The 24,466-nt window shown below is 65.1% G+C and carries 30 protein-coding genes; 19 read left to right on the forward strand and 11 right to left on the reverse strand.

The annotated features are described in order from the left end of the window. Positions 1 to 2: 2 nt before the first annotated feature. Together RIA72_RS12430 and RIA72_RS12435 are read left to right on the forward strand one after the other, a co-directional pair. Positions 3 to 296 carry a YciI family protein gene (locus RIA72_RS12430; RefSeq protein ID WP_350032372.1) on the forward strand — a complete coding sequence of 98 codons (294 nt, stop codon included), beginning with the start codon at positions 3 to 5 and terminating at the stop codon, positions 294 to 296. Next, positions 293 to 898 (forward strand): DNA-3-methyladenine glycosylase I, encoded by a 606-nt coding sequence (locus RIA72_RS12435; protein WP_350032373.1) that lies wholly within the window; start codon positions 293 to 295, stop codon positions 896 to 898. Before RIA72_RS12430 ends, RIA72_RS12435 begins: the two co-directional genes overlap by 4 nt. Positions 899 to 911: 13 nt before the next feature. Here the strand turns inward: RIA72_RS12435 and RIA72_RS12440 are convergent, their stop codons facing one another. Then, positions 912 to 1,364 carry a MarR family winged helix-turn-helix transcriptional regulator gene (locus RIA72_RS12440; protein ID WP_350032374.1) on the reverse strand — a complete coding sequence of 151 codons (453 nt, stop codon included), beginning with the start codon at positions 1,362 to 1,364 and terminating at the stop codon, positions 912 to 914. A gap of 75 nt (positions 1,365 to 1,439) precedes the next feature. Between RIA72_RS12440 and RIA72_RS12445 the strand changes: the two genes are divergently transcribed. Continuing rightward, entirely contained in the window at positions 1,440 to 1,838 is a 399-nt protein-coding gene (locus RIA72_RS12445; RefSeq protein WP_350032375.1) for a nuclear transport factor 2 family protein, read from the forward strand. Positions 1,839 to 1,858: 20 nt separating this feature from the next. On the opposite strand, the gene RIA72_RS12450 is transcribed toward RIA72_RS12445, so the two are convergent. The 6 genes from RIA72_RS12450 to pyk form a co-directional block, all read right to left on the reverse strand. After that, entirely contained in the window at positions 1,859 to 2,707 is an 849-nt protein-coding gene (locus tag RIA72_RS12450; protein ID WP_350032376.1) for a metallophosphoesterase, read from the reverse strand. A gap of 41 nt (positions 2,708 to 2,748) precedes the next feature. Continuing rightward, positions 2,749 to 4,683, reverse strand: coding sequence for a cytochrome C (locus RIA72_RS12455; RefSeq protein ID WP_350032377.1), 1,935 nt, complete (start codon positions 4,681 to 4,683; stop codon positions 2,749 to 2,751). 10 nt (positions 4,684 to 4,693) lie between these two features. Further along, positions 4,694 to 5,575, reverse strand: coding sequence for a hypothetical protein (locus RIA72_RS12460; RefSeq protein ID WP_350032378.1), 882 nt, complete (start codon positions 5,573 to 5,575; stop codon positions 4,694 to 4,696). Next, a complete protein-coding gene (locus tag RIA72_RS12465; RefSeq protein ID WP_350032379.1) occupies positions 5,575 to 8,025 on the reverse strand; it encodes a cyclic nucleotide-binding domain-containing protein in 2,451 nt (816 codons plus the stop codon). Before RIA72_RS12465 ends, RIA72_RS12460 begins: the two co-directional genes overlap by 1 nt. A gap of 332 nt (positions 8,026 to 8,357) precedes the next feature. Then, positions 8,358 to 9,131, reverse strand: coding sequence for an arginyltransferase (locus RIA72_RS12470; protein WP_350032380.1), 774 nt, complete (start codon positions 9,129 to 9,131; stop codon positions 8,358 to 8,360). A 302-nt stretch (positions 9,132 to 9,433) separates the two neighbouring features. Then, positions 9,434 to 10,888, reverse strand: coding sequence for a pyruvate kinase (gene pyk, locus RIA72_RS12475; RefSeq protein WP_350032381.1), 1,455 nt, complete (start codon positions 10,886 to 10,888; stop codon positions 9,434 to 9,436). Positions 10,889 to 10,994: 106 nt separating this feature from the next. On the opposite strand from pyk, the gene RIA72_RS12480 reads away from it, so the two are divergent. From RIA72_RS12480 to pal, 16 genes are all read left to right on the forward strand, one after another. Next, a complete protein-coding gene (locus RIA72_RS12480) occupies positions 10,995 to 11,315 on the forward strand; it encodes a DUF1244 domain-containing protein (RefSeq protein ID WP_350032382.1) in 321 nt (106 codons plus the stop codon). A 64-nt stretch (positions 11,316 to 11,379) separates the two neighbouring features. Continuing rightward, positions 11,380 to 11,622, forward strand: a complete 243-nt coding sequence (locus RIA72_RS12485; protein ID WP_350032383.1) for a DUF2312 domain-containing protein — start codon at positions 11,380 to 11,382, stop codon at positions 11,620 to 11,622. 31 nt (positions 11,623 to 11,653) lie between these two features. Then, the gene (locus RIA72_RS12490; RefSeq protein ID WP_350032384.1) at positions 11,654 to 11,974 is read left to right on the forward strand and encodes a YbjQ family protein; all 321 of its coding nucleotides are present in this window, start codon (positions 11,654 to 11,656) and stop codon (positions 11,972 to 11,974) included. Next, positions 11,971 to 12,462, forward strand: a complete 492-nt coding sequence (locus tag RIA72_RS12495; RefSeq protein WP_350032385.1) for an arsinothricin resistance N-acetyltransferase ArsN1 family B — start codon at positions 11,971 to 11,973, stop codon at positions 12,460 to 12,462. Before RIA72_RS12490 ends, RIA72_RS12495 begins: the two co-directional genes overlap by 4 nt. A gap of 55 nt (positions 12,463 to 12,517) precedes the next feature. Next, a complete protein-coding gene (locus RIA72_RS12500; RefSeq protein WP_350032386.1) occupies positions 12,518 to 13,264 on the forward strand; it encodes a YebC/PmpR family DNA-binding transcriptional regulator in 747 nt (248 codons plus the stop codon). 144 nt (positions 13,265 to 13,408) lie between these two features. Beyond that, complete coding sequence (ruvC, locus tag RIA72_RS12505) at positions 13,409 to 13,882, forward strand: crossover junction endodeoxyribonuclease RuvC (protein ID WP_350032387.1); 474 nt, start codon at positions 13,409 to 13,411, stop codon at positions 13,880 to 13,882. Positions 13,883 to 14,008: 126 nt separating this feature from the next. Further along, the gene (gene ruvA, locus RIA72_RS12510; protein ID WP_350032388.1) at positions 14,009 to 14,608 is read left to right on the forward strand and encodes a Holliday junction branch migration protein RuvA; all 600 of its coding nucleotides are present in this window, start codon (positions 14,009 to 14,011) and stop codon (positions 14,606 to 14,608) included. Between the two features lies 1 nt (position 14,609). Continuing rightward, positions 14,610 to 15,152, forward strand: coding sequence for a hypothetical protein (locus tag RIA72_RS12515; RefSeq protein WP_350032389.1), 543 nt, complete (start codon positions 14,610 to 14,612; stop codon positions 15,150 to 15,152). Beyond that, entirely contained in the window at positions 15,152 to 15,580 is a 429-nt protein-coding gene (locus tag RIA72_RS12520) for a GFA family protein (RefSeq protein ID WP_350032390.1), read from the forward strand. Before RIA72_RS12515 ends, RIA72_RS12520 begins: the two co-directional genes overlap by 1 nt. 159 nt (positions 15,581 to 15,739) lie before the next feature. Then, complete coding sequence (gene ruvB / locus RIA72_RS12525) at positions 15,740 to 16,741, forward strand: Holliday junction branch migration DNA helicase RuvB (RefSeq protein WP_350032818.1); 1,002 nt, start codon at positions 15,740 to 15,742, stop codon at positions 16,739 to 16,741. Between the two features lie 100 nt (positions 16,742 to 16,841). Further along, the gene (locus RIA72_RS12530; RefSeq protein WP_350032391.1) at positions 16,842 to 17,336 is read left to right on the forward strand and encodes a YbgC/FadM family acyl-CoA thioesterase; all 495 of its coding nucleotides are present in this window, start codon (positions 16,842 to 16,844) and stop codon (positions 17,334 to 17,336) included. Further along, on the forward strand, positions 17,330 to 18,028 hold the full coding sequence (gene tolQ, locus RIA72_RS12535) for a protein TolQ (RefSeq protein WP_350032392.1): 699 nt from the start codon (positions 17,330 to 17,332) through the stop codon (positions 18,026 to 18,028). Before RIA72_RS12530 ends, tolQ begins: the two co-directional genes overlap by 7 nt. After that, positions 18,028 to 18,549 carry a protein TolR gene (gene tolR / locus RIA72_RS12540; RefSeq protein ID WP_350032393.1) on the forward strand — a complete coding sequence of 174 codons (522 nt, stop codon included), beginning with the start codon at positions 18,028 to 18,030 and terminating at the stop codon, positions 18,547 to 18,549. The genes tolQ and tolR overlap by 1 nt, the downstream gene beginning before the upstream one ends. Before the next feature lie 9 nt (positions 18,550 to 18,558). Then, a complete protein-coding gene (tolA, locus tag RIA72_RS12545; protein ID WP_350032394.1) occupies positions 18,559 to 19,380 on the forward strand; it encodes a cell envelope integrity protein TolA in 822 nt (273 codons plus the stop codon). A gap of 5 nt (positions 19,381 to 19,385) precedes the next feature. Then, a complete protein-coding gene (gene tolB / locus RIA72_RS12550; RefSeq protein ID WP_350032395.1) occupies positions 19,386 to 20,750 on the forward strand; it encodes a Tol-Pal system beta propeller repeat protein TolB in 1,365 nt (454 codons plus the stop codon). Between the two features lie 106 nt (positions 20,751 to 20,856). Next, entirely contained in the window at positions 20,857 to 21,369 is a 513-nt protein-coding gene (gene pal / locus RIA72_RS12555; RefSeq protein ID WP_502957954.1) for a peptidoglycan-associated lipoprotein Pal, read from the forward strand. On the opposite strand, the gene RIA72_RS12560 is transcribed toward pal, so the two are convergent. Genes RIA72_RS12560 through gspL form a run of 4 tightly spaced genes read right to left on the reverse strand, consistent with a single transcriptional unit; the run spans position 21,356 to position 24,465 of the window. Then, entirely contained in the window at positions 21,356 to 22,117 is a 762-nt protein-coding gene (locus RIA72_RS12560) for a prepilin peptidase (protein WP_502957966.1), read from the reverse strand. The two genes, pal and RIA72_RS12560, sit on opposite strands and share 14 nt — an antisense overlap. A gap of 7 nt (positions 22,118 to 22,124) precedes the next feature. Next, complete coding sequence (gspN, locus tag RIA72_RS12565) at positions 22,125 to 22,844, reverse strand: type II secretion system protein N (protein ID WP_350032397.1); 720 nt, start codon at positions 22,842 to 22,844, stop codon at positions 22,125 to 22,127. After that, positions 22,841 to 23,323 carry a type II secretion system protein M gene (locus RIA72_RS12570; protein ID WP_350032398.1) on the reverse strand — a complete coding sequence of 161 codons (483 nt, stop codon included), beginning with the start codon at positions 23,321 to 23,323 and terminating at the stop codon, positions 22,841 to 22,843. The genes gspN and RIA72_RS12570 overlap by 4 nt, the downstream gene beginning before the upstream one ends. Next, positions 23,320 to 24,465, reverse strand: a complete 1,146-nt coding sequence (gene gspL / locus RIA72_RS12575) for a type II secretion system protein GspL (RefSeq protein ID WP_350032399.1) — start codon at positions 24,463 to 24,465, stop codon at positions 23,320 to 23,322. Before gspL ends, RIA72_RS12570 begins: the two co-directional genes overlap by 4 nt. Position 24,466: the final 1 nt, after the last annotated feature.

The following is a 24,466-nucleotide window of genomic DNA, read 5'->3' on the forward strand; positions in this document are numbered from 1 at the left end:
CGATGTTCATCGCCTTTCTGACCTTTGCCGACAATCGAGCCGCCGCGCCCGATCACCTCGCCGCGCATAACCGTTGGATCGAGCAGGGCTTTGCCGACGGCTGCTTCCTCGCCGTCGGCAAACTCCTGCCCGCTTCGGGGGGCGCCATTTTCGCCGAGGCGCCGAGCCGCGCGGAATTCGAGCGGCGCATCGCAGCCGACCCGTTCGTCGCGCACAATGTTGTCGCGGCGGAGATACGGGAAATCGACATCTGGCGCACCGGCGATGGGCTGGACGGCCTGAAGCGCGCGGCGTGACGACCACCGTTCCCGGTCCCGATGGCCGGCCGCGCTGCGGCTGGTGCGCCGCCGCGCCCGAATTTTTCGACTATCACGACCGCGAATGGGGCTTCGCTGTCACCGACGACATTCGCTTGTTTGAAAAGCTGTGCCTCGAAGGCTTCCAGTCAGGGCTGAGCTGGCGCACCATTCTTGCCAAGCGCGACAATTTCCGTTCTGCCTTTGCCGGCTTTGATTTTCGGCGCGTTGCCCGGTTCGACAAGAGCGATATCGAGCGCCTGCTCGGCGACGCAGGCATCGTGCGTCACCGCGGGAAAATCGAGGCGACAATCCATAATGCCCACCGCGCGTGCGACCTTGTCGCGCAGGAAGGCTCGCTTGCGGCATTTGTCTGGCGATATGTCGAAGCCGATCCCTCCGAGCGGCCGCAACGCCGATCGACTTCGCCCGCGTCGCTCGCCTTGTCTTCCGACCTCAAAAAGCGCGGCTGGAAATTTGTCGGGCCAACGACGACATATGCTTTCATGCAGGCAATGGGGCTGGTCAACGACCATGCCGCGGAATGCGTGATGCGCGTCACCGCCGAGGCACAAAGGCAGGACGTGTTGGCGCGCTTATAGCGGGGTTCGACCGTTATTGACGGGGTTCTTCCAGCGCCGCGCGAATCTCCGCCAGCCCGTCGCGGACCGCATCGAGCTTTGCCTGACCCAGATGCGTGGCAATGCGCGCCTCCGCCGCAAGACTGAGCCGGGTCAAGGCCGCGATCGCATCGTGGCCGCGAGGGGTCAGCACCACCAGCTTTGCCCGGCCGTCGGTAGGGTCGGGCCGAATCTCCACATAATCCAGCTTGGCGAGCGCGTCGGTGAGGTAGGCCATGCTCTGCTTGGTCATGTCCGCGCGCACCGCCAGATCGACGATACGCGACCCCGCGGCATCAAGGTGACGCAGGACATTGGAGTGCGACGGACGCAGATCGACGAACCCCTCTTGCGCCGCGGCAAGATAGATCTCCTCGCGCAGCTTGTCGTAAATTGCTCGGCACAGCTGGGCGAGACGCGCGCCGTCGACGGGATGAATGTCGGTCATAAAAGGAGTCTTGCATAAGACAGTCTCTCTGTCTATAAACCAGAAAGACAGATTAACTGACTAATGGGCCTGACTATGAATATGATCGAACGAAATCTTGCCGTGGCGCACGAACATATCGCCAACGAAGGGCTGGACCCCGCATCGGTGATGACCCTCTATACCGACGATATCGTGCTGGAGGTGCCTGGCCGGGGCCTAAGGTTCGATACAAAGGCGGCGATCGAGGCCAATTACCGGCGCATGTTTTCCGCTCTCGCCGATGTCGGAATCACCCCGCTCGACCGCTTTGCTACCGAAACGCGCGTCGTCGACGACATGATCGTCCGATTCCGGCTGGTTGCCGAGGGCATGGACAATGCGCCGTTGCCCATCGGGTCGCACGTCGAATTGCGACTGCTCCATGTCTTTCATATGGAAAAGGGCAAGATCGCGCGCGAGATCGTCCACGAACAATGGACCAGGCTCGACTAGGGTGAGCACCCCCGGCAGCATTACGCAGGGCGCTCGGCCTTCAGCTCGCGGACCAGCGGCTGCAACTTCTCGTCATATTTCGCCAGCATCGTGTGGGCGCCGGCATGGTCGTAAAAGCTGACCAATTCGCGCCCGTTCCACCGGTGGAGCGCATAGGCGGGGTCTTCGGCGACGATCATCGGCCGGTCGTCGGGATGGTCCTCGTCGATCGGCCTTAAGTCCAGCGATACTTGCGGTGCGGTCGATGAACAGATGGCGACCGTGCGCCCCTCCCACGCCACCGTCACACTGCGATGCAAATGGCCACAGATCAGCCCGCGGACCTGGGGGTGTCGTCGCACGACGTCGGTAAATGTCGCGACCCAGGGTTCGTCGGGATGGGTGTTCATCCACTCGATTCCGCTTTCGACGGGCGGATGGTGCATGACGATATAGGTCGGCTTGGCCGGGTCCTTTACCAGTTCGGCGTCGAGCCACGCCGCGCGCGCCGCACAAAAGGCGCCGCCGTGACGCCCCTCCTCCAACGTGTCGATCGTGACGAGGCGCAGCTCGGGAAGCTCGATCGCATATTGCACGAAACCGTTGCCATCGTCGAAGCCGGGAAAGCGCGCATGAAAATTGTCGCGCAGGTCGTGATTGCCGACGCTCGGCCACACCGGAAAGGGGCAGCGCGAAAAGGCCGTGGCGAGGCGGCGATAGCTGTCCGCGTCGCCGCGATCGGTGATGTCGCCGGTCGCAAGCAACAGGTCGGGGCGGTTCGGCCCCTCGATCAGCACGTCGAGCACCTCGTCGAGGCGCTTGCGGTTATATTCGGCCGGATTGTCCGGATCGAACCCGATATGAATATCGGTGATCTGGGCGATCAGCATATCCGTCCCCTGCTGTCACCGGCTGCCCCGGTCCCGATCGTTCACCCGCCCCGTCTTGCCCCATGCAAGAGGGGTGTGCGCCACGTCACATCATAAAGGCCGCGCGGAACGCCACCTGTGATCGCGCTCACACTCGGAATAGCATCGGCGCGTTTATTTGTGGTTGCCGCGCGGTTAAGCTTTCGCTGACGCGCAGGCGTCCACGGTTGGCCGCCGTCGGCATGATATTCGTGGCACATGGCGCATGGCGATTCGGTCGCGGTTTCGACCTTGACCAGCCGCGCCCCGTCCCCGCCCACATGGCAATCGCGGCACTGGCGGATGCCGGGGATAAGCAGGTCTCTCGACGCCTTCGACGCCGGGGCCGCGGTATGGCAGTCGGCGCATGCCGTTTCCTTGTGCGCGTCATGGTCGAACCAGCCCTTTTGCAAATAGCGCGGAGTCTGGTTCACCGCAGCAATGCGCCAGCCATTGCCCATTTGGGGGGCAAAGATCGTGTGGCAGTCATAACAAGCCCCGCCTTTGGAAAAGACCGCGCGTACCGCATCCTGCGCCCGGCGCGGACGCACCGCAACCTCGTTGAAATAGATGTTATAGACCTGCCCCTCGGCATAGGCGCCCGGCCGCCGCCGCTGCATTCCGCCGAGCTGGAGCGGGCGGCTCGGCGGCGTCGAGCGGTAATAAGCGGTAAGGTCGGCGACGACCTGATCGGGCTCGCCATGGCGCAAGGTGCGCGTCACGCCGCCGACGGTCTCGAACGCGAGGCTGTGGCACATTGCGCAGTCGCGTTCCATCTCGACCGGCTTCACGCGCACGCCGTCGGCCTCGACGCGGTGGCAGTTTTCGCATTCGAGCTTTTGCCCGAAATCATAACGCCCGCGGAAACTGGCGGCCATCCGCGCAACCCCTCCGGTGCTCTGCAAGTGCAGGTCATGCGGGAATTTGAGGCCGTTATAGTCAACCACCCCCTTCGCCAGCGTCGTGCGCACCGGATTGCCGCCCGCCGCCGGGCGTACCAGCGGTCGGAATTCGGGGTGGCCCGTGCCGAAATCGGCAGCGTCGGCCAGCATGGTCGGATGCCCCGCCGCCTTCAACCGCGCCGACATACCATCGTGGCAATCGGCGCAGAATGTCTGCGGCGTCGCCGCCATCGGCCCCGCGCCTTCATGTTCGGTATGGCAATCGACGCAGCGGCCCTGCGGCTTGTTGAAGGTCTTGGCAAATCCCGCCAATATCCGCTCACCCATCCCCGGCGGGTGCCGCGCCGCGAGCAGCATCGCCGTCGGCGCGTTCGCGTGCGCCATGCTCATCGCCTTATGCTCGCCGGTGTGGCAATTGACGCACGCGGTATCGGTTACGGCAACGAACGGCTCGATATGGCACGACTGGCAGTCGTTTTTCAGATTGGCGTGTGCGCTTGACAGCGGGCCCGACAGCCAGGCGCTGTCGGCGTGATAACCGTCCGGGCGTTCATCGACATTTTTATAGCTGTACCACGCCCAGATCGGCCCGATCAGGAAGGCGAGCAGCATCGCGGCGGCAAAGACCCACGCCCCCAGCCGCTTGCCGGGCATCACGCCCTGCAGCGAAAAGGCCTTCGCCTCGTCGACGTCCTTCGACGATTGCGACAGCTCGTCGATGCGCTCGACGAGCAGAATGATCTTTTCCTCCTCGCGCGCGATGGTCAGCCGGTGCCCGCCGAAACGCAGCTCGCCCCCTGCGGCGCTGTCGATGTCGGCGACCGTTTCGGTCCGGCCGTTGAGGTCGAACCCCAGCCCTTCGCGCGCGGTCACGCGCACGGTGCGCCCGTCACCGCTCTCGATCGTCGCATGGTGTGGATTGACCGCAAGGTCGGCGACATGGACCGCATTCCCCGCATCGCGGCCGAGCGTGATCGTTTCGCCGGGCAGCGGCTGATCACGAATGATCTGCTTGCCCGTCTTGGTCGTCGCAATACGGCGCAGGATAAAGCTCATATCCGCCGCCTCACCAGTAAAAGAAAACGCTGACGATATGCGCCGACAGCGCCGCGATCAGCGCAAAGGTCAGCGGCACATGCACATAGAGCCATATTTCGAGCAGCGCTCGAATCCGGAGGTGCTGGCGCAACCGCGCGAGTGCCGCCTCCTTCTGCTGGAGCAGCCTGACGACCTTTTCGCGCGCCTCCGCATCGCTGCTGCCGGGCAGGCGGAGCGCGCGCAGTGCTGCCGCGGTCGCGCAATTCGGATAGCGTCCGCGCAGCCGCGCGGCGATCCCGCCCGCGAACGGATCTTCGCCCAGCGCCGCGAGCACCGGGGCGGTATCCTCGGGCGTCAACGGCTGCGCCGCGCTGTGCAGCTGGCGGTCAAAGGCGCGGATCGCCTCAAGCATCTGCATCTGCGTCATCTGCTCGCGATTATTCGACAGCGCCTGCGGTAGCGTCGCATAGACGATCACGCCATAAAGGCCGGACAGGATCACCAGCATCATCAGCGCCCAGGCAAGCGTGTGGACGTTCCAGCCGAGCTGGAATCCGGTGTGCCAGGTACCGACGACGATCAGGCTCAAGCCCAGATAGACATGCGCCGAGGTCCAGGCTTTCAGCGACCAGTGATCGCGCGTCATCTTGCGCTTGCGATAACCGAGTGCGGTGAGCCACAGAATCAGCCCCGCCCCGATCGTGCCGAGCGTATAGCCGTACCAGCTCCCCCCATTATGCCGCGGCGTCACGTCGACCAGCGCGTAGGACAGAATGACCAGCAGACAGAGTCCGCCCGAAATCTTCGCCCAGCGGAAACCCGCATAGCGAAGGAACCCCTCGTGCCGCCGCTCGCGCACCCGTTCGGTCTGCGTCGCCCGCGCGCGGCGGCGTTTGAACAAGGTCGCCATCAGCCCGCATCCTCTTCGAGCCGCGCGATCGACAGAAACTCCTCGGGCGACACGCGGATCGCGGCGCCCGTCGGGCACGCCCGCACACACGCGGGGCCCCCCGATATGCCTTTGCACATGTCGCATTTGACCGCGATCTTCTTGGGCTTTTCGTCGCCCAGCTGCTTCTTGGTCCATTTGGGCGACGGTTCGCCCGGCCCCGGTCCCTTGCCGAGCAGCAGCCAGCTCAGCAGGCCCGGTTTCGGGGGCGGCGCCGCCTCCATGCGGATCACGCCATAGGGGCAGTTGCGCATGCAATTGCCGCAGCCGATGCAGCCCGGCTCCATGAACACTTCGCCGTCGGGTCCGCGGTGGATCACATTCGGCGGGCAATCCGCCATGCAGTGCGGATGTTCGCAATGGCGGCAGCTTGTCGGCACATGAAGATGCGCGAACGTCTTCCCCGCCTCGCGGTCGAGCCGCGACAATCCTTCATGGCTGTCGGCGCACGCCTTTTCGCAATTGTCGCAGCCGACGCACAGATTTTCGTCGATCAGCAGCGCATCGGTCGCCTCCCCCAGCCCCTCCTTCATGATGAAGCTTGCCGTATCCGAATAAAGGTCGACCGCGCTCGAATAGCTCGCCTTGCGCGATTCGATGAAATTGTTGCGCGTGATGCGCTCGGCCGCCGCCGCCTCGGTCGCGGCGCGGACCTGCGGCCGCGCCGCGAGCATCTGGCGGAAACCCTCGCCCTTCAGCTTGATAATCTCGCTGCCGACTGCTGCCTTGACCGTCGCGGTGCGCTTGCCGCCGCCGAGCACCGCCATCTCTCCGAAAAAACTGCCGGCGGGCAGATAGGAGAGGAAGATCGGCTTGCCGCCAATATCCTTCTCGACCACCATCGAACCCGAACGGATGACATAGATGTCGTCGCCTTCGTCGCCCTCTTCGAGCACGACCTTGCCCGCGGGGACGCGGATGACCTCGGCATCGTCCAGCACGGGTTCGAGGTCGGCGGGGGTGAGCCCGCCCTTGAATATCTGGAGCAATTGCCGCTCGAGCGAGATGCGGTTGATCGCGCGTTTGGCCCCCGGCACCGACCCCATCAGCTTGAGCGCGGCGGTGCGCGACACCTCGACAAAGATGCTGTCCTCGCCCGCGCGGATCGTCGCCCCCCGCTTGCGGCCAGAGATCAGTCCGACCTCGCCGAAAATAGACCCCTGTTCGATCGGGACCGTAATATCCGGTCCGACTTCGACCTCGGCAAACCCGTCGGCAATGGCGAACAGCGACGATCCGGGCTCGCCCTTTTCGAACACCACATCGCCCTTGCGGTAAAAGGCGACCTTCGAATCGAGCATGAATTCGCGCATCTGCAGCGGCGACACATCGGCAAAGATGCGCACGCGCTCGCGCAGATATTCCAGCCACTCGCTCACCGATTTCTTCTGCGGAAGATCGGCAAAGATCGCTGCCAGGTCCTTTTCGTCCGCGGGCGTCAGGCTGGTATTGCCGTTGATGAACTCGACGACGTCATAGCCCTGGTTCATGCAATGCTTGATCAGCGGATAACCGGCGAGCGCGCCGATCACGAAGATGCCGGGGACGGTCGATTCAAAGGTGGGCGAAAGCTTCGGAAAAGCCTCGCGGTCCGGCCCGGTGAACTCGATCCCCATCGACTCGACAAAGCCGCGCGGCGCGACCGACCCCAGCCGCGCGACGATTATGTCGCACGGGATGGTCTCGTCGCCGTCGGGGGTTTCAAGCGTCAGGAAACCCGGCTCGACCCTTTTGGGCTGCGTCTCGGTGCGGATGCTCATCAGCCCGTTTTCGCCCGCTTCCATCATATCGGAGACATTTTTCGCTTTCGCGCGCGCAAAATCCTTCGAGCGGTTAAGGATCGTAACGCTGTTCTCCAGCGCCTCTTCGGCAACGCCCAGCGCATTTTCTATCCCCGCGTCGCCCGATCCGACGACGGTGATATGCTTGTCCTTGAAATCTTCGGGGTCGTCGACCTGATAGATGATATGCGGCAGGTCGTATCCCTCGCAACGCAACCGGTTCGGATTGCCCTGCGTACCGATCGCCAGCACGATCGTTTCGGCGTGGTAGACTTCGCCTTTCGCCGTCTTGATCGCGAAGCCGCCCTTCGCGCCCGTCACCTCGGTGACTTCGGCGTGATAGGCGACATTGACCTTGTTGTTCGCCGCATCCTCGTCCCAATTGCCGAGGATATGTTCGCGCGCACCCTCGGCAAAACGGCAATCGGAGCGCAGGTCGAGCCGTTCGGGCGTCGCGAGCACCCGCTTGCCCTTCTGATATTTGAAGATGGTGTCGGAAAGATGATCGGTTTTTTCGAGCAGGACGTGGCTCATGCCCAATTGCCCCGCACGCGACGCCGCGCTGAGCCCGGCGGGCCCCGATCCGATGATCGCGACCTTGACGCGATCCAGCGGGGCCGGTTCGTTCATGCGCGCGCGCTTTCGCGGCCCAAGGGCCTGTCCACAATCAAGACGCTGGCGAACGCGTGCTCGGGCATCCCATTCCCCCCAATCGCTTACCCCTAAGCGACCAAAAACTCTGGATGCGACCCGGATTTATGTCCTGTCGTCAAGCTATGCCCTTGAATGCGGGAAAAGGTCAACCGGCGACGCGGCGATTCCCACTGCTGCGAGCCGTTCGCAATCTTTGACGATCAGAAGACGCGAACGACCGAAACCAAATCTTAATTCAGTCGTCATCCCGGCGAAGGCCGGGATCGCGGATACGGGAGGGCAACGCCCCACTCCAAAACGACCACCAATCAGGCCAGCTCGAACATCGCCGCGATACGCTCCGACGGCGTCGGCTCGAACCGCGACCAGCCGTCGGGGCCGAGCTTTTCAAGCGGGCGGAAGCGCGCCTTGTACGCCATGCGCGCCGACCCTTCGATCCAGTAGCCGAGATAGACATAGGGTAGCCCCGCCTTCCCCGCGCGCAGAACATGGTCGGCGATGATGAAAGTGCCCAGCCCCTCACGCATCGGATGGTGCGCGTCGAAGAAGCTGTAGATCATCGACAGCCCATCGCCCTGCCGGTCGGTCAGGCAGCATCCGACGAGCCGCCCTTTGCTGCCGTCGACGGTAGGCTCGCGATATTCGACCATATAGGAATCGACGGGGGTTTGTTCGACCATGTCGGCGAAATCCTGCTCGTCCATGTCGGCCATGCCGCCCTCGGGGTGGCGCGAGGCGAGATAGGAACGGAGCAGCGCATATTGTTCTTCGGTTGCCCACGGCTTGCACGCCGTGACGATCAGGTCGCCGTTGCGGCGCAGATTGCGCTTCTGCGAATTGCTCGGCGCAAATTCGTTCGCGCAGACGCGTACCGACACGCACGCCGAACAATCGGCGCAGCTCGGGCGATAGGCGACCGACTGGCTGCGACGAAAGCCGATCCGGCCGAGCGCGTCGTTAAGCTCGCTCGCATTATTGCCGCTCAGCTCGGTAAACACCTTCCGCTCGGTCTTTCCCGCCAGATAGGGGCAAGGTGCGGGGCTCGTCACGAAGAAGCGCGGAAAACGGAACGGTGCGGACACGCGGATTGGACCTCCGAAATGGTGTTGCAGAGCCCCCCGACGCGGGCCCGACACACTCTCTGCACCAACTATGACGCGCGGCGTCAATGGTGCAAAGAGCGTTTACCATCTTACTCCGTCCCGAACTGAATCAACGGGAAAATTTTGTGAATCGGCCGATAACTTTTGTGCCGGACTGAATCACAATCCGTCGTTCGCTCCCACTCGTCACCCCGGCGAAGGCCGGCATCTCGCCGGTGCGATAGATCAACAGGGTGAGATCCCGGCCTTCGCCGGGATGACGGATAAAATGCGAGCAAAACTCAGCTATAGCCGCGCAGCTCGTCGCCGGTCAGCGTCGCCACGTGCAGCACGTTCGTCGACCCCGGCGTGCCGAAGGGAACCCCTGCCATCATCACCAGCTTCGCGCCTGCCTTGCCGATTCCGTGGCGCAGCGCCATGCGCTTGCCCTTCGCGATCATCTCTTCGAAACTGCCGATGTCCTTCGTCGGCACGGCATGGGCACCCCACAGCAGCCCCATGCGCCGCGCTGCCTCTTTCTTCGGCGTCAGCACGAGCAGGGGCGCGCCCGGCCGCTCGCGCGCGACGCGGCGCGCGGTCGACCCCGAAAAGGTGAAGCAGATGATCGCGTCGGCGCCGATCGTTCCCGTGATCGCCCCCGCCGCCTCGGCCAGTGCATCGGCCGTTGTCGCATCGGGCGCGGTTTCGGTGAAGTGGAGGCGGCGGAAATAGTCGGGATCGCCCTCGACCGAACGCGCGATCGAATCCATCATTGTCACCGCCTCAACCGGCCAGGCGCCCGCCGCCGTTTCGGCCGACAGCATGATCGCATCGGCGCCGTCATAGATGGCGGTCGCGACGTCGCTGACCTCGGCGCGCGTCGGCGAGGGAGAGACAATCATCGATTCAAGCATCTGCGTCGCGACGACGACGGGCTTGCCCATCCGCCGCGCGGCCGCGACGATCCGCTTTTGCAGCGGCGGCACCGCTTCGGGCGGCAGCTCGACGCCCAGATCGCCGCGCGCGACCATCGCCGCGTCGGCGATCTCGAGTATCTCCTCCAGCCGCTGTACCCCTGAAGGCTTTTCGAACTTGACGAGCAACGCCGCCTTGCCGCCAATCAGGCGCCGCGCCTCGGCGACATCCTCCGGGCGCTGCACGAACGACAGCGCGATCCAGTCGACCCCCTGTTCGAGGGCGAAGGTCAGGTCCTTGCGATCCTTTTCCGTGAGCGCGGCGAGCGGCACGACCACGTCGGGCACATTGACGCCCTTGCGGTCCGAAATCCTGCCTCCGACCTCCACGACCGTCTCGATCCGGTCCGCCGCCACATCTTTCACGCGGAGCACCAATTTGCCATCGTCGATGAGCAGCCGGGTATCGGGTTCGAGCGCGGCGAACAGTTCGGGGTGCGGCAGGTGGACGCGGCCCGCATCGCCCGGCGCCTTGTCGGTGTCGAGAACGAAGAGCTGGCCCTTCGCAAGCTCGGCAGGACCATCCTTGAACGTCCCAACGCGCAGCTTCGGACCCTGCAGATCGACGAGGATCGTCGTCGGGCGCCCGGTCTCCTTTTCCAGCGCGCGGATCGCGGCGATCACCTTTGCGTGTCCCGCATGGTCGCCATGGCTCATATTGACGCGGAAAGCATCGGCGCCCGCGCGGTGCAGCGCCGCAATCATATCGGGATTGGCGCTCGCGGGGCCAAGGGTCGCCAGAATGCGCACCTTGCGCTGGCGGGGGGTAAAGCTCTGGGCCACAAATGCTCCGGAAGGCTGCGATGTAACTGGCGCTTGCCTAAGCGCGTTGCCCCCGCCTAGGCAAGCCGCGTATAGCTATTCAACCACTCGGCCGAAGGAAATTTCCATGTCCTGCAGCGACGATCAGACAGCCCCCGATGCGGCGCTCGATACGCTCGATGACGCGGTCGCCGCCGCTGCGTTCCGCCGCCTCGTCCGCCTGCTCCAGCATCGCCACGACGCCGCCAACATCGACCTGATGGGGCTAGCGGGTTTCTGTCGCAATTGTCTGGGCGACTGGATCGCCGAGGCCGGTGACATGGACAAGGAGACGGGCCGCGCAATCGTCCACGGCATGCCGACCGCGGAGTGGAAAGCACGCTTTCACATCGCCGCAACGCCCGAACAGCTTGCACGGATGGAAGAAAGCATGGCGAAGAATCCCTGACGCCGCTAATCGGGCGCCGAGGCGATTCTCGTCCCATCACCTTTCATCCTAAGCGGAGTATATAATGAGCGAAGCCACCGTGTCCGACGAACAACTGCGCCTCTTCATCGAGCGCGTCGAGCGTCTGGAAGAAGAGAAAAAAGGCATCGCCGACGATATCCGCGACACCTATAACGAAGCCAAGAGCAACGGTTACGATCCCAAGATCATGCGCCAGATCGTCCGCCTCAGGAAAATGCCGGTCCACGACCGCAAGGAAATGGAAGCGATCCTCGACGTTTACAAGTCGGCGCTCGGCATCGACTGACGCCTTCCCCGCAGCCAGCAGGAGAGTGACGATGTTCAGCACCACGACCCCCACGATCGAAGGCCGCCCGGTCCGCGAATATCTGGGCATCGTCACCGGCGAGGTAATCGTCGGCGCCAACCTGTTCCGCGATCTTTTTGCTTCGATCACCGACATCGTCGGTGGCCGTTCGGGCAAATATGAGGACGTCCTCGCCCGCGCGCGCAAGGAAGCGATAGGGGAGATGGAGGCCGAGGCCGCACGCCTTGGCGGCGACGCGGTGCTCGGTGTCGACCTTGATTATGAAGTGCTGGGCCAGAACGGTTCGATGCTGATGGTCAGCGCGTCGGGAACAGCGGTGATGCTGGGGTGAGCGCCGGTATCCGGCCCGCAACAAGGGGCGATGCCGCGCGTTGCGCCGAGATTTACGCGCCCTATGTCACCGACACGTGGGTCAGTTTTGAACACTGCCCGCCTGACGCGGCGGAAGTAGCGCGCCGGATAGAGCAATATGGGACCAGCCATGGCTGGCTGGTCGCCGAGGTCGAGGGGAAAATTGCGGGGTACGCCTATGGCTCCCCGCACCGAACGCGCGAAGCCTACGCGACCTCCGCAGATGTCGCGATCTATCTCGACGCGGCCTTTGCGCGCGCGGGAATTGGGCGGCGGCTTTACGAGGCGCTGTTTCCGATTCTGAAGAAACGCAATATCCATGCGGTCTTTGCGGGCATTGCCCTGCCGAACGATGCCAGCATCGGCCTGCATCAAGCGATGGGCTTCACGCCGGTCGGAATCTACCGCGAGGTCGGCTGGAAAATGGGCGGCTGGCGCGATGTCGGGTGGTGGCAGCGGTTGCTTTGACGATCGGTCCTGATGTAAGCGCGCGCAGTTCCTCCCAGCCGCAGAGAAGAGAGCCATGGCCGGCCATAGTAAATTCAAGAACATCATGCACCGCAAGGGCGCGCAGGACAAAAAGCGCAGCGCCCTTTTTTCGAAACTCAGCCGCGAAATCACCGTCGCGGCGAAAATGGGTCTGCCCGATCCCGACGCGAACGCGCGCCTGCGCGCCGCCGTGAACGCCGCCAAGGCCCAGTCGATGCCCAAAGACAATATCCAGCGCGCGATCGACAAGGCGAGCGGCGGCGAAGGCGATAATTACGAGGAAATCCGCTACGAAGGCTATGGCCCCGGCGGCGTGTCGCTGATCGTCGAGGCGCTGACCGACAATCGCAACCGCACCGCAACCAATGTGCGCACCGCCTTCAGCAAGAATGGCGGCAATCTCGGTACCTCGGGCAGCGTCAGCCACGGTTTCGACCGCCTCGGCCTCATCAGCTATCCGGAGGGCGCGGGCGATGCCGACACGGTGTTCGAAGCCGCGCTCGACGCCGGCGCCGACGATGTCGAATCGTCCGAGGACGGCCACGACATCTGGACCAGCGTTGATTCGCTGCACGAAGTCGCGAAAGCACTCGAAGCCAAGCTCGGCGAGGCCGAAGGCGTCAAGCTCGCCTGGCGCCCCACGCTCAAGAGCGAAATCGCCGACGAAAGCGTCGCGCAGACGCTGTTCAAGCTGATCGACACGCTCGACGACGACGACGATGTCCAGACCGTATGGGGCAATTATGAAATCCCCGACGCGGTGATGGAAAAGCTTGGCTAAACGCCAAAACCCGTTCGCGTCGAGCCCCTCGGCTGCCTTGACAGGCGCTCGGGATAAACTTCCACCCGAGGTGGAGGTCGAGATGCCTATAGGTCGTGCGCGCCTTCGGGGTGTCTCGACTCCGCTCGACACGAACGGCCCAACATGATCATCCTCGGCCTCGACCCTTCGCTCAGCTGCACCGGCTGGGGCATCATCCGCGCCGAGGGCAGCCGCCTGACCCACATCGCCAACGGCCAGGTCAAGACCGACGCCAAGGCGCCCCTGCCCGACCGGCTCGCCCATCTCGACACCGTCCTCGCCGCCGTCATCGCCGACCATGCACCGGTCAGCGCGGCGGTCGAGGAGGTGTTCGTCAACGACAATCCGCAATCGACGCTGAAACTCGCCCACGCACGCGGCGTCGCCCTCCTCGCCTGCGCGCGCGGCGGGCTACCCGTCGCCGAATATGCCCCGCGCCTCGTCAAGAAGGCGATCGTCGGCACCGGCGGCGCGGCGAAGGAACAGGTGCAGGCGATGCTGCGCGTGCTACTGCCGGGCGCGAGGGTCGCGGGGCCGGATGCAGCGGACGCACTGGCGGTCGCGATCTGTCATGCGAACCATCGCCCGCGCCTCTAAACATCGTCGCCCCGGACTTGATCCGGGGTCCATAGGGACGGCGCGGGAAAGGATTCCGGATCAAGTCCGGAATGACGAAGCAGGGAAACTGTTCCCTTTTCATTCTCCCCGCGCTAGGCAGGCAAGATGATCGCGAAACTCACCGGACGGCTCGACAGCAGCGGCGCTGGCCATGCGGTGATCGACGTCGGCGGCGTCGGCTATCTGGTCGAAGCATCGGCGCGCACGCTCGACGCCCTGGGGCCCGTCGGCGGCGACGTCACCATCCACACCGAAATGCTCGTCGGCGAGGATTTCCTCCGCCTCTTGGGCTTCGCCAAGGCCGAGGAACGCGACTGGTTCCGCCTGCTTACCAGCGTGCAGGGCGTCGGCGCGAAGGTCGCGCTCGCGATCCTCTCGGCGCTGGAGATCGGCGACCTGCAACGAGCGCTCGCCAGTGGCGACGCCGCGATGATCGCGCGCGCCAACGGCGTCGGCCCGAAGCTGGCGCAGCGCATCGCGCATGAACTCAAGGACAAGGCGGGCGCGCTCGGCGGCATCGCGGGTTCGAGTCCGGCCAGGGGCACCCCATCAGGACCGCTGGGCGATGCAGTCGCCGCGCTCACCGGCCTTGGCTTCAAACCCGGCGAAGCGAGCGCTGCTGTGGCGGCAGCGAGCGAGGAATTGGGCGCGGGGGCAAGCCTCGACGCACTGGTGCGCGCGGCGCTGAAGAAGGCGGCGAAATAGCATGATTGGCTTATCGGAGATTTTCGCTGCTCTTCTCGGCGCAATTGCCGCTGGCGGTTTTCAGATGGTATCTGAGAGACGCAATCGAAACCAGCGTCGCGAGGCCGTTTTGACGGCGATTTGCAGTGAAGTGGACGCCATTTGTCGCCTTATTAGGCATCAAGAGTACCTTCCCGCATTGATCGAAATTGGAAACAGGATTCGTGGAGGAACTTGGCAAGGCGAAAGCTACGTCATTGACATCAGAATGAACTACTTTTCCGTTTTTGAAGGATTGTCCAATGACTTGGGCCTTCTACAGCCCCGCCAACTTTGCAAGATCGTCAATTTCTATGCCTATTGCAAATCGGTCATCGATAGCACCCGTCCGGATGGCCCGTTCGCTAACGCCGAAGTCACTGATGAACACGCAGGGAACATGCTCGCCGTTGAGAACCTTTTGAAGGCTATCACCAACCTTGGCGACGAAATTGTCCAATTTCCAGAACAACCGCTGTTCCACCCTGAGGACCTAACGCCTCCTCCCGCATTGGGTGCCGGTTGATGGTCTCCGACACTCAAATCGCTCACCCCTCCCGCCATGCCGCCTGCCGCTGCGGCGAAATCCGCCTCATCTGCGCCGGCGAACCGATCCGCGTGTCGGTGTGCCATTGCCGTGAGTGCAAGGCGCGGAGCGGGAGCGCCTTTGCGGCGCAGGTGCGCTTTCCGGCCGAGCAAGTCCGCATTGAGGGCGAGGCGAGCGCGAAGATGTGGCAATATACCGGCGACAGCGGCAACACCGCCGACTTCTTTTTCTGCGGCACCTGCGGCTCGGGCGTCTGGTACCGCGCGCGGCCCTATCGTGACGCCTATGCAATACCGCTCGGCAATTTCGAGCCCGGACACGGCTACGTTCCCGAATATTCGGTCTATGAGGAACACAAGGAGCCTTGGGTTTCGATCACCGGCGAGGGGATCGACCATTATGATTGACCGCTTCTTCCCCGTCACCCTGAACTTGTTTCAGGGTCCATGGCCGGCCCTTTCGTTCGGCGCCGCGCTGGATGAGAGTTCCGGCCATGGATGCTGAAACAAGTTCAGCATGACGAAGTTTATGGGTATCGCGACTTAGTGACCGACCTCACCACCCCCATGCGCATCCCCGAGGACGCTGACGCCGCGCTGCGACCCAAATCGCTTGCCGAATTTGTCGGGCAGGCGGCGGCGCGCGAGAATCTGCGGATTTTTGTCGAGGCGGCGAAGGCGCGGGGCGATGCGCTCGACCATGTGCTCTTCTTTGGGCCACCGGGGCTGGGCAAGACGACGCTGGCGCAGATCGTCGCCAAGGAACTCGGGGTCGGGTTCCGCTCGACGTCGGGGCCCGTGATCGCGAAGGCGGGCGACCTTGCCGCGCTGCTCACCAATCTGGAGGACGGCGACGTCCTGTTCATCGACGAAATCCACCGCCTGTCGCCCGCGGTCGAGGAAATCCTCTATCCGGCGATGGAAGATCGCGCACTCGACATCATGATCGGCGAAGGACCGTCGGCGCGCAGTGTGCGCATCGACCTGCCCAAATTCACGCTGGTCGGCGCGACGACGCGGCAAGGCCTGCTGACGACGCCGCTCCGCGACCGATTCGGCATTCCGGTACGGCTCAATTTTTATACCCATGCCGAGCTGGAGCAGGTCATCACCCGTGCCGCGCGGCTGCTGTCGCTGCCGATCGCGCCCGACGGTGCGCTTGAAATCGCGCGGCGCGCACGGGGGACGCCGCGGATCGCGGGTCGTCTGCTCCGCCGGGTGCGCGATTTCGCGACCGTCGCCGGACATGCGATCGTCGACGCGGGGGCCGCCGACGCCGCGCTCAACCGGCTGGAGGTCGATGCGCTGGGGCTCGACGCGATGGACCGGCGGTATCTTTCGATGATTGCCGATATTTACGGCGGGGGTCCGGTCGGCGTCGAAACGCTCGCGGCGGGGCTTTCGGAACCGCGCGATACGATCGAGGATGTGATCGAACCCTATCTGCTCCAGATCGGCCTCATCGCGCGCACCGCGCGCGGCCGGACGTTGAACGCAAGCGCCTGGAAACACCTGGGCCTAACGCCGCCCGCCGGCGCGCAGGACGGGTTGTTCGATCAGAGCAAATAGGCAGAAAAGCTGCGTCAGCCTCCACCAACCGGCCCCCGGCCGCGACGAAGCGTTTATCAGGGCTTTGCGACGAGTCGAAGCGCGGCTATCGGTCGGGGCGATGGTAAACGCCCCGCCCCCCTTTGTCCCCGGCGCCTTTGTGGGCCCCGAACATCATTTCCGGGCGCGCGTCTATTTCGAGGACACCGACCTTTCGGGCATCGTTTATCACGCCAATTATCTGCGCTATATGGAGCGCGCCCGTTCGGACATGCTGCGGCTTGCCGGGATCGACCAGCGCGGCGCGATGGACGGCGGCGAAGGCGCGTGGGCTGTGACCGACCTTGCGATCAAATATCTGCGCCCGGCAAAGCTCGACGACGATCTGCTCGTTGTGAGCAAGGTCGAGGCGGTGCGCGGCGCGAGCGTCGTGATCGCGCAGCGCATCCTTCGCACAGCTGATACGTTAAGCGGCGAGACATCGACCCCGGCGATACTGACCGACGGACGGGTCACGGCCGCTTTCCTTTCCCCCACCGGGCGGCCGCGGCGCCAGCCCGCGGGCTGGGCGGAACGCTTCACCGCGATCATGAATGGAGACGACATCCCTTGCTAGACAATATCTCGCTGGCCGCCGACGCGGCGACCCTCTCCCCCGTCGCGCTGTTCCTTCAGGCCGACATCATCGTGAAGGCGGTGATGATCGGCCTGCTCGCCGCCTCCATCTATGTCTGGGCGGTGATTTTCACCCACGGCCGCGGGGTGGGCAAGCTGATGAGCGCGTCGGAGCGGTTCGAACGCGACTTCTGGCGCGCCGACAATATCGACCGCTTCTTCGACAAAAATGGCAATGAAGAACTTCCGAGCGCGAAGGTGCTGAGCGCAGGAATCAGCGAATGGCGCCGGTCGACCAAAGGCAAGGTGATCGACCGCGAGGGCACGCGCGAACGGCTGGGCATCGCGATGAACAGCGCGATCGCGGGCGAGGTCGACCGGCTGGCCGAGAAAATCGGGACGCTAGCCACCATCGGTTCGGTCGCTCCTTTCGTGGGCCTGTTCGGCACCGTGTGGGGCATCATGCGCAGCTTCACCGCAATCGCGGCAGAGAATAACAGCAGCCTTGCGGTCGTGGCCCCCGGCATCGCCGAAGCCTTGTTCGCAACCGCGATCGGCCTGTTCGCCGCCATCCCTGCCGTGATCGCCTACAACGCCTTTTCGCAGCGGCTGAACCGGCTCGAATCGCGGCTCGGGCGCTTTGCCGACGGGCTGCACGCGACGTTCAGCCGCGAGCTGGAGGTCGAGGCCTGATGGCGATGACCGGCCCTTCGGGCGGCGCCAGCGGTCGGCGCGGGCGCGGCCAGCGCCGCGCGCCGATGTCCGAAATCAACGTGACGCCGCTCGTCGACGTGATGCTGGTGCTGCTGATCATCTTCATGATCACCGCGCCGTTGCTCGCCTCCGCCGTCCCGATCGACCTGCCCGAAAGCCGCGCCAAGCCGGTCGAGACCGAGGAACAGGAGCCCGTCCAGCTGTCGATCAATGCCGACGATACCATCTATATCGGCGAGGAGGCGGTGCCGGAGGCGGAGCTTCCCGCGCGGCTCGACGCGATCGCGCGCGCGATGGAGGACGGCGAGCGGCCGCGCCAGATCATGCTGCGCGCCGACAAGGGGCTCGACTATGGCCGGGTCATGCGCGTGATGGGCGAGCTTAACCGCGCGGGGCTGACGCGCATCGCGCTGGTGACGACGGGCGCCGAAGCGTCCGAAGCGACTCCCCCACGCGTGGCCGACGCGGCGCTCACCGACGGTTCAGAAAGCGGGCAATAGGCAGGCATCATGGCCGACGCTGGCGCAAATCGGGGGGATGAAAAGCGTGGCTTTGCCGCCGCGGTGGCGGCGCATGTCGTCATCATCGGCCTGCTCTCGGTCCAGTGGACCGCGGGCGATCGCCGCTTCGACAATCCCCCGATGGAGGTCGACCTGATCGCCGAGACCGCGGTTCAGTCGACCGCGCCGGTGATCGCCGACACGCCCCCCGCCGCGCGGCTGGGCGAAGAGGATATGCTCGACATTGCCGCACCCGAGCCGGTGCCCGCGCCGCCACTGCCCGAACCCGTCGTGCGCCCGACCCCAGCGCCGACGCCCAAGCAGGTCGCGCGGCCCAGAACAGCGCCGCCGAAACAGCCGCCAGCCGCCGAAAAGGCGCAGCCCAAGGCCGCGCCGAAGGCTCCGCCCGCGAAGGACCGCCCCGCGCGACCGACCGGACGGCTCGACGGCATCGCCGAAGGGCTTTCGAAATCGCAGCCCAAATCGCCACCCAGCACAGGTGCACCTGCGGCGGCAACGGCGGCCGAGATCCGCCGTTCGATCGACGTGAGTATCAAGGCCGCGATTCGCCCGCGCTGGGACAGTTGCCGCGTTTCGGGCGTCGATGTCGATCAACTCAAAACCGTCGTCAAATTCCGCCTGACGACCACGGGCGCACTCGCAGGCTTCACCAGCGTCACGACCACGGGCGAGAATGACAGCAACCGCTTCCAGATCCCGCGCCACCAGGAATGCGCCAAACGCGCGGTCGAACTCGCCGCGCCCTTCGACCTGCCCGAAGAAAATTACAGCTTCTGGCAGAATTACACGCTCGATTTCATCAAGAGGTAAGAGACATGCTCCTGCGTCCGATCGGCCTTTCGCTCGCCTTGCTGCTGACCAGTGCATCGGTGCTGGCACAGACCGCCCCCGCCCCGCCCGCCGTCACGCAAACCGAACCGCGCGAAACGATCGAAGGCACGCTGTCGCAGGAACGCACGGTCGTCGGCATCCCGCCCTTCGCCACCGCGTCGGTTCAGACCGTCGCGGGACTCCGCACCGACGCGCTCGGCCGCCAGCTTGCCGAAATCATCGCCGCCGACCTTGAACGCAGCGGCTTGTTCGAACCGATCGGGCCGAACGGCGTTCGCGCAATCACCCGCGCCGAGGTGCAGGCGCCGCGGTTTGGCGAGTGGCAGGCGCGCGGCGCCGAAAATGTCGTCCACGGCTTCGTCGACGCCGGATCGAACGGCAGCCTGATCGTCGGCTGCTATCTCTATGACACCGCGCTCGGCAGCGAATTGGTGCGCAAGGGGTTCGAGATTCAGCCCGCCGACTGGCGCCGCGCCGCGCATAAATGCGCCGACGCCATCTATTCGCGCCTGTCGGGCGAAGCGCCCTTCTTCGACAGCCGCGTCGCCTATATCGCCGAAAGCGGACCCAAAGGGAACCGCATCAAGCGGCTCGCGATCATGGATTCCGATGGCGGCAACCATCGTTTCATCACCAATGGCCAGGCGCTCGCGATCAGCCCGCGCTTTTCGCCCGACTATAAAAAGATCGTCTATGTCAGCTATTTGAACGATCGCGTCCGCGTCTTCATCTATGACGTTGCGGCGGGGACGCAGAAACTGGTGACGGAAAGCGGCAACGCGACTTTTGCGCCGCGCTGGTCGCCCGACGGAACGCAGATCCTCTATTCGATGGCGGTTGGCGGCAACACCGATATTTACCGCATTTCGGCGAACGGCGGCACGCCGGTGCGGCTGACCACCGCGCCGGGCATCGACGTCGGCGGCAGTTTTTCGCCCGACGGGCGCAAGATTGTCTTCGAAAGCGATCGGTCAGGAACCCAGCAGCTCTATACGATGAATATCGACGGGTCGAACCAGCAGCGGATCAGCTTTGGCGGGGGCCGCTACGCCACGCCCGAATGGTCGCCGCGCGGCGACCTCATCGCCTTCACGCGGATGGGCGGGGGTGAGTTCCGCATCGGCGTGATGACGCCGTCGGGGGGCGGGGTGCGGATGCTGACGAACAGCTGGCAGGACGAAGCGCCGACATGGTCGCCCAACGGCCGCGTCATCCAGTTTTTTCGCACCACGCCGGGACGCGAAGGCAAATCGAGTCTGTGGCAGGTCGACCTGACCGGCGTGAACCTGCGCCGCCTGCCGACGCCGCAGGACGGCTCGGATCCGAGCTGGGGCCCGGTTCTGCCTTGACAAAAGCGGAACCAAACGGCCCCAGTCGGGTTCCCCGATCACGTCGCAACGTCGTAAAACCGTTCGTTCGAGATAATTTCTTCACCATGGAAAAAGGACAGAAGACATGACGATACGCAAAAGCACCGCGATGATCGCGGCGATCACCATGCTTGCTGTCGGTGCCTGCGCAAAAAAGGCCCCAGACACGCTGCCCCCCGCCCCCGAAGGCACCGGGACCGACACGGGCGTCGATACGGGCACCGGCATCGTGCCGGGATCGCAGGAAGACTTCGTTGCAAACGTCGCCTCCGACCGCATCTTTTTCGGGTTCGATCAATATAATGTCGATGCCGAAGATCAGGCGACGCTGCGCAGCCAGGCGCAGTGGCTGCAACGCAACCCGGCGGTTCGCGTCACGCTGGAAGGTCATGCCGACGAACGCGGTACGCGCGATTATAATATCGCCCTTGGCGAACGCCGCGCCAATGCGGCGAAAAATTATCTGGCATCACTCGGCATTGATCCGTCGCGGATCAATGTCATCAGCTATGGCAAGGAACGTCCGGCCGCGGTCGGGTCGAACGAAGAGGCCTGGGCGCAGAACCGCCGCGCAGTGACCGTCGTTATCGGCCGATAAGCAGCCATAGCGGCACCGCGGCAAACGCCGCGCCGCACAGGAACAGACCGAAGGGGACCGGCCGCTCGGCAAGCGGCCGGTCCTCATTTTTCCGGGCCACAAGCGCCCACAGGATTCCGCCCAGACTGGCGAGCAGCAGCAGCAGCGGCAAGGGTTGCCAGCCGAGCCAGGCCCCCGTCGCGGCGACCAGCTTGGGATCGCCGCCGCCCATGCCATCCCTGCCCCGCGCCCGGCGATAAAGCCACGCAAGAAACGCCAGGAGGGCGCCGCCGGCGATCGCCCCGATCCAGCGGTCGATCAGCGACGTGCCGAGCATCGGCCCCGCAAGCAGCAGTCCCGCCACCGCGACGACGAGCGTGAGCCGGTCGGGCAGCCAGAAATGGCGCGCGTCTAGCAGCGCGAGCGGGAGCAAAAGCCAACCGAACAGCGCCCACAGCCAACCCGCCGTGCCGGGAAGCAGGGCCAGCGCCCCCGCCCCGGTCAGCGCCGAGGCCAGTTCGACGCGCCCGTGAAACGGATCGATCGCAGCACCGCACGTACGGCACCGTCCGCGCGCGATCATGGCCGACAGGATGGGCACAAGATCGCGCGCGTCCAGCCGCCGGCTGCAACCGTCGCATCGCGAACGACCCAGCACCGATCGCCCCGCGGGCCAGCGAAGCACCAGCGTTGCGATAAAGCTGCCAAACAGCAACCCGGTCAGTCCGGCAAGCAGGATGCCCGTCCCGAAGGGCAAGGCATCGAGAATCGGCACGTCAGAAGCGGCCCGACGTCGTCAGCACGAACCCGCCCGCTCCTGCCCGGAAACCCATTGCGGCAAGCGCTGCGGCCATCGCCGGATCGCGATCGACATTAATCGCAAGCCGCGCGCGCCACGCCCCCTTGCCATCGAAGTCCAGCGTCAGCCGCTCCATCCCCGATTGGCTGGCCAGCGCCGCTTCGGCGCGCCCGCCCACGCAGCGGAGCGGCCCCGAAAGGCCGCGCGACAGGTCGAGTCCCGCGATGGGCGCGGCGACCATCAACCGCACACGGCCGCTGGCGCGCGCGCACTTGCCCGCATTGTCGAAGCGTACCGTCGCACCTTCAAAATGGAGGGTGTCGACCGGAATCGCACCGAGCCCGCCCGCCATCGCGCTCGTCCCGCTGACGTCCGACAGGCCGCGCGGATCGCTGCCGTGCAGCCGTCCCGCGAGCGCACCGAGCCGGTCGTCGCTGCGTTCGAATGCCAGCTCGGTCTCGCCGGTGAGCAATGCCAGCGGCGACAGGCTGGCGCGCAGCGTGCCGAGCGGCAGCGCACCGAGGCGCGCGTCGACAAGTTCGGCCGACCAGACCGATCCGCGCACCGCGCGCGCCGACACGCCCGCATCGCTGGCGCCCGACCAGCCAAGCGCGAGCCGCATCGGAAAGGTGGCAACCAGCAGGACGAGCGCAAGCAGCGCGCCCGCCGCGATGATCCAGCGCCGCCGCGCGCTCATCGCCCGGTCTTTCGAAGGTCGGCGGTCATCCCGACGGTGCCGTCGGCAGCGGGGGTGATCGTCAACTGGTCGATCACGAAGCCTTGGGCTTCGAGCGATGCGAGCCAGTCGGTGAGCACCGGCGCCCTTGCCGCCGCGACCGCAATCGCGGCCTGCCGGGTGCCGCGTGCTTCGTTGCGATCGAGGGTCAACCCGATCTCACTCGCGGATTGTTGCAGAAACTGGTCGATAGCCCCCGCATCGACATTGGCCGCAACCGTATTGGCGGGCCGTGTCCCGATGAGCGCGATCTTCGCCGCCACCCGTCCCTCCCGCTCGATCGCGGCGCGGTGGCGGTTTTCCAGATCGATAAAGGCGGCCGCTACCGGACGCCCCAGTCCCCAGGCGAGCACACCGAACGCCAACACCGCGGCGATACCGACCAGCCAGCGTTCGCGCGCCGACAACCCCGCCCACCAATGTTTCAGCCTGTCGGTCATGGCACCGCCCGGATCGTGATGTTGGCCATTTGCTGCCCGTCGGTCCCCGCCATCGGCTGCGCCGTGATGCGATAGCCGCGCGCCTGCAATGCCAGCAAAACCTGGTTGATATCATCGACGCGCGGCGCCGCGAGCGTCGTCGTCAGCGTACCGTCGGTGCGGTGCGACAGTGTTTTGAGCGATACGCCCGGCGCATCGCGCATCGCATCATAGAGCGCCGCGGCCGGAACCGAAAAGGCGAGCGGTCCGCCCCCCGCTGCGGCCAGCCGGCGGTCGATTTCGGTTTCGGCGGTGCCGGCATCGGATGCGGTCACGCCGACCTTCTTCGCCATCGCCACCACCGCCTTGTCGGCGCGGCTGGTGTCGGCCGTCAGGCGCAGTGCATGAATCGCCGGGATAGCGATGCTGACGGCGACGAGCGCAATCGCCAGCCGCTTTGCGAGCCGCAGCATCGCGGGGTCGACCGCCCAGCGGCGCTTTGGTTTCCATGCGCCGCTCAAAAGGTCGAGCGGCGGCGCCGCGAGCGTGAGCAGCAGCGCCTCGCGCATCGTTTCTGCATCGAGCGGCGTAACATTCAGTCCCCCCGCGATCAGCGGGTCCAGTTCGGGATCGGACGCCCAGGCGCGGTCGGCCGACCGGATGATCCGTTCGCCGCCGAGCTCGGCCGCCCACAGGCTGTCGGCTTCGGGGGGCGGCACGGCGGCCGCGGCCGGAATGATCGCCGCAGCGCTCAGACCTCGCGCCGTCAGCCAAGCAGTCCACGCGGTCATCGCAGCGTGCGTCGTTGCCGCCACCGGCACGGCTTGCCCCGCGCTCGCGGGTTGCCCAGCGACCACGTGCAACGAAGCGGCGTCGCCCAGACTGTCCTTCAGCGCATCGATCCGGGCCGCGGCGGCGGCTTGGGCGGGCGCCGCATCGGGATAGCGGAGCCAGCGGAGCGGCACATCCGCCGCGGGTGCCAGCGCGACCACCCGATCCTCGACGCCGTCGTCGCACGGCCTTTCCCAATCGGACACCCAGCCGTCGTCCTGCCCGCTGTCGACGACGATACCGTCTTCGATGCGCATCCACGCGGCAGGCGCGGAATCGTCGCTCGCTATCGCCGCCGCCGGGGGCAGCCAGATCAACAGGGCGCGCGTCACG

The sequence above is a fragment of the Sphingopyxis sp. genome (assembly GCF_040216815.1).
GTDB lineage: Bacteria > Pseudomonadota > Alphaproteobacteria > Sphingomonadales > Sphingomonadaceae > Sphingopyxis.

Coding starts and splice junctions, on each gene's coding strand:
- RIA72_RS12440 (WP_350032374.1), bottom strand. CDS start 1,364: ATGACCGACATTCATCCCGTCGACGGCGCGCGTCTCGCCCAGCTGTGC.
- RIA72_RS12530 (WP_350032391.1), top strand. CDS start 16,842: ATGGTAAACGCCCCGCCCCCCTTTGTCCCCGGCGCCTTTGTGGGCCCC.
- ruvC (WP_350032387.1), top strand. CDS start 13,409: ATGATCATCCTCGGCCTCGACCCTTCGCTCAGCTGCACCGGCTGGGGC.
- RIA72_RS12500 (WP_350032386.1), top strand. CDS start 12,518: ATGGCCGGCCATAGTAAATTCAAGAACATCATGCACCGCAAGGGCGCG.
- tolB (WP_350032395.1), top strand. CDS start 19,386: ATGCTCCTGCGTCCGATCGGCCTTTCGCTCGCCTTGCTGCTGACCAGT.
- RIA72_RS12455 (WP_350032377.1), bottom strand. CDS start 4,683: ATGAGCTTTATCCTGCGCCGTATTGCGACGACCAAGACGGGCAAGCAG.
- RIA72_RS12465 (WP_350032379.1), bottom strand. CDS start 8,025: ATGAACGAACCGGCCCCGCTGGATCGCGTCAAGGTCGCGATCATCGGA.
- RIA72_RS12460 (WP_350032378.1), bottom strand. CDS start 5,575: ATGGCGACCTTGTTCAAACGCCGCCGCGCGCGGGCGACGCAGACCGAA.
- ruvA (WP_350032388.1), top strand. CDS start 14,009: ATGATCGCGAAACTCACCGGACGGCTCGACAGCAGCGGCGCTGGCCAT.
- RIA72_RS12570 (WP_350032398.1), bottom strand. CDS start 23,323: ATGACCGACAGGCTGAAACATTGGTGGGCGGGGTTGTCGGCGCGCGAA.
- ruvB (WP_350032818.1), top strand. CDS start 15,740: ATGCGCATCCCCGAGGACGCTGACGCCGCGCTGCGACCCAAATCGCTT.
- gspN (WP_350032397.1), bottom strand. CDS start 22,844: ATGAGCGCGCGGCGGCGCTGGATCATCGCGGCGGGCGCGCTGCTTGCG.
- RIA72_RS12445 (WP_350032375.1), top strand. CDS start 1,440: ATGAATATGATCGAACGAAATCTTGCCGTGGCGCACGAACATATCGCC.
- RIA72_RS12485 (WP_350032383.1), top strand. CDS start 11,380: ATGAGCGAAGCCACCGTGTCCGACGAACAACTGCGCCTCTTCATCGAG.
- RIA72_RS12430 (WP_350032372.1), top strand. CDS start 3: ATGTTCATCGCCTTTCTGACCTTTGCCGACAATCGAGCCGCCGCGCCC.
- RIA72_RS12450 (WP_350032376.1), bottom strand. CDS start 2,707: ATGCTGATCGCCCAGATCACCGATATTCATATCGGGTTCGATCCGGAC.
- tolA (WP_350032394.1), top strand. CDS start 18,559: ATGGCCGACGCTGGCGCAAATCGGGGGGATGAAAAGCGTGGCTTTGCC.
- tolR (WP_350032393.1), top strand. CDS start 18,028: ATGGCGATGACCGGCCCTTCGGGCGGCGCCAGCGGTCGGCGCGGGCGC.
- RIA72_RS12515 (WP_350032389.1), top strand. CDS start 14,610: ATGATTGGCTTATCGGAGATTTTCGCTGCTCTTCTCGGCGCAATTGCC.
- RIA72_RS12520 (WP_350032390.1), top strand. CDS start 15,152: ATGGTCTCCGACACTCAAATCGCTCACCCCTCCCGCCATGCCGCCTGC.
- RIA72_RS12480 (WP_350032382.1), top strand. CDS start 10,995: ATGTCCTGCAGCGACGATCAGACAGCCCCCGATGCGGCGCTCGATACG.
- RIA72_RS12490 (WP_350032384.1), top strand. CDS start 11,654: ATGTTCAGCACCACGACCCCCACGATCGAAGGCCGCCCGGTCCGCGAA.
- pal (WP_502957954.1), top strand. CDS start 20,857: ATGACGATACGCAAAAGCACCGCGATGATCGCGGCGATCACCATGCTT.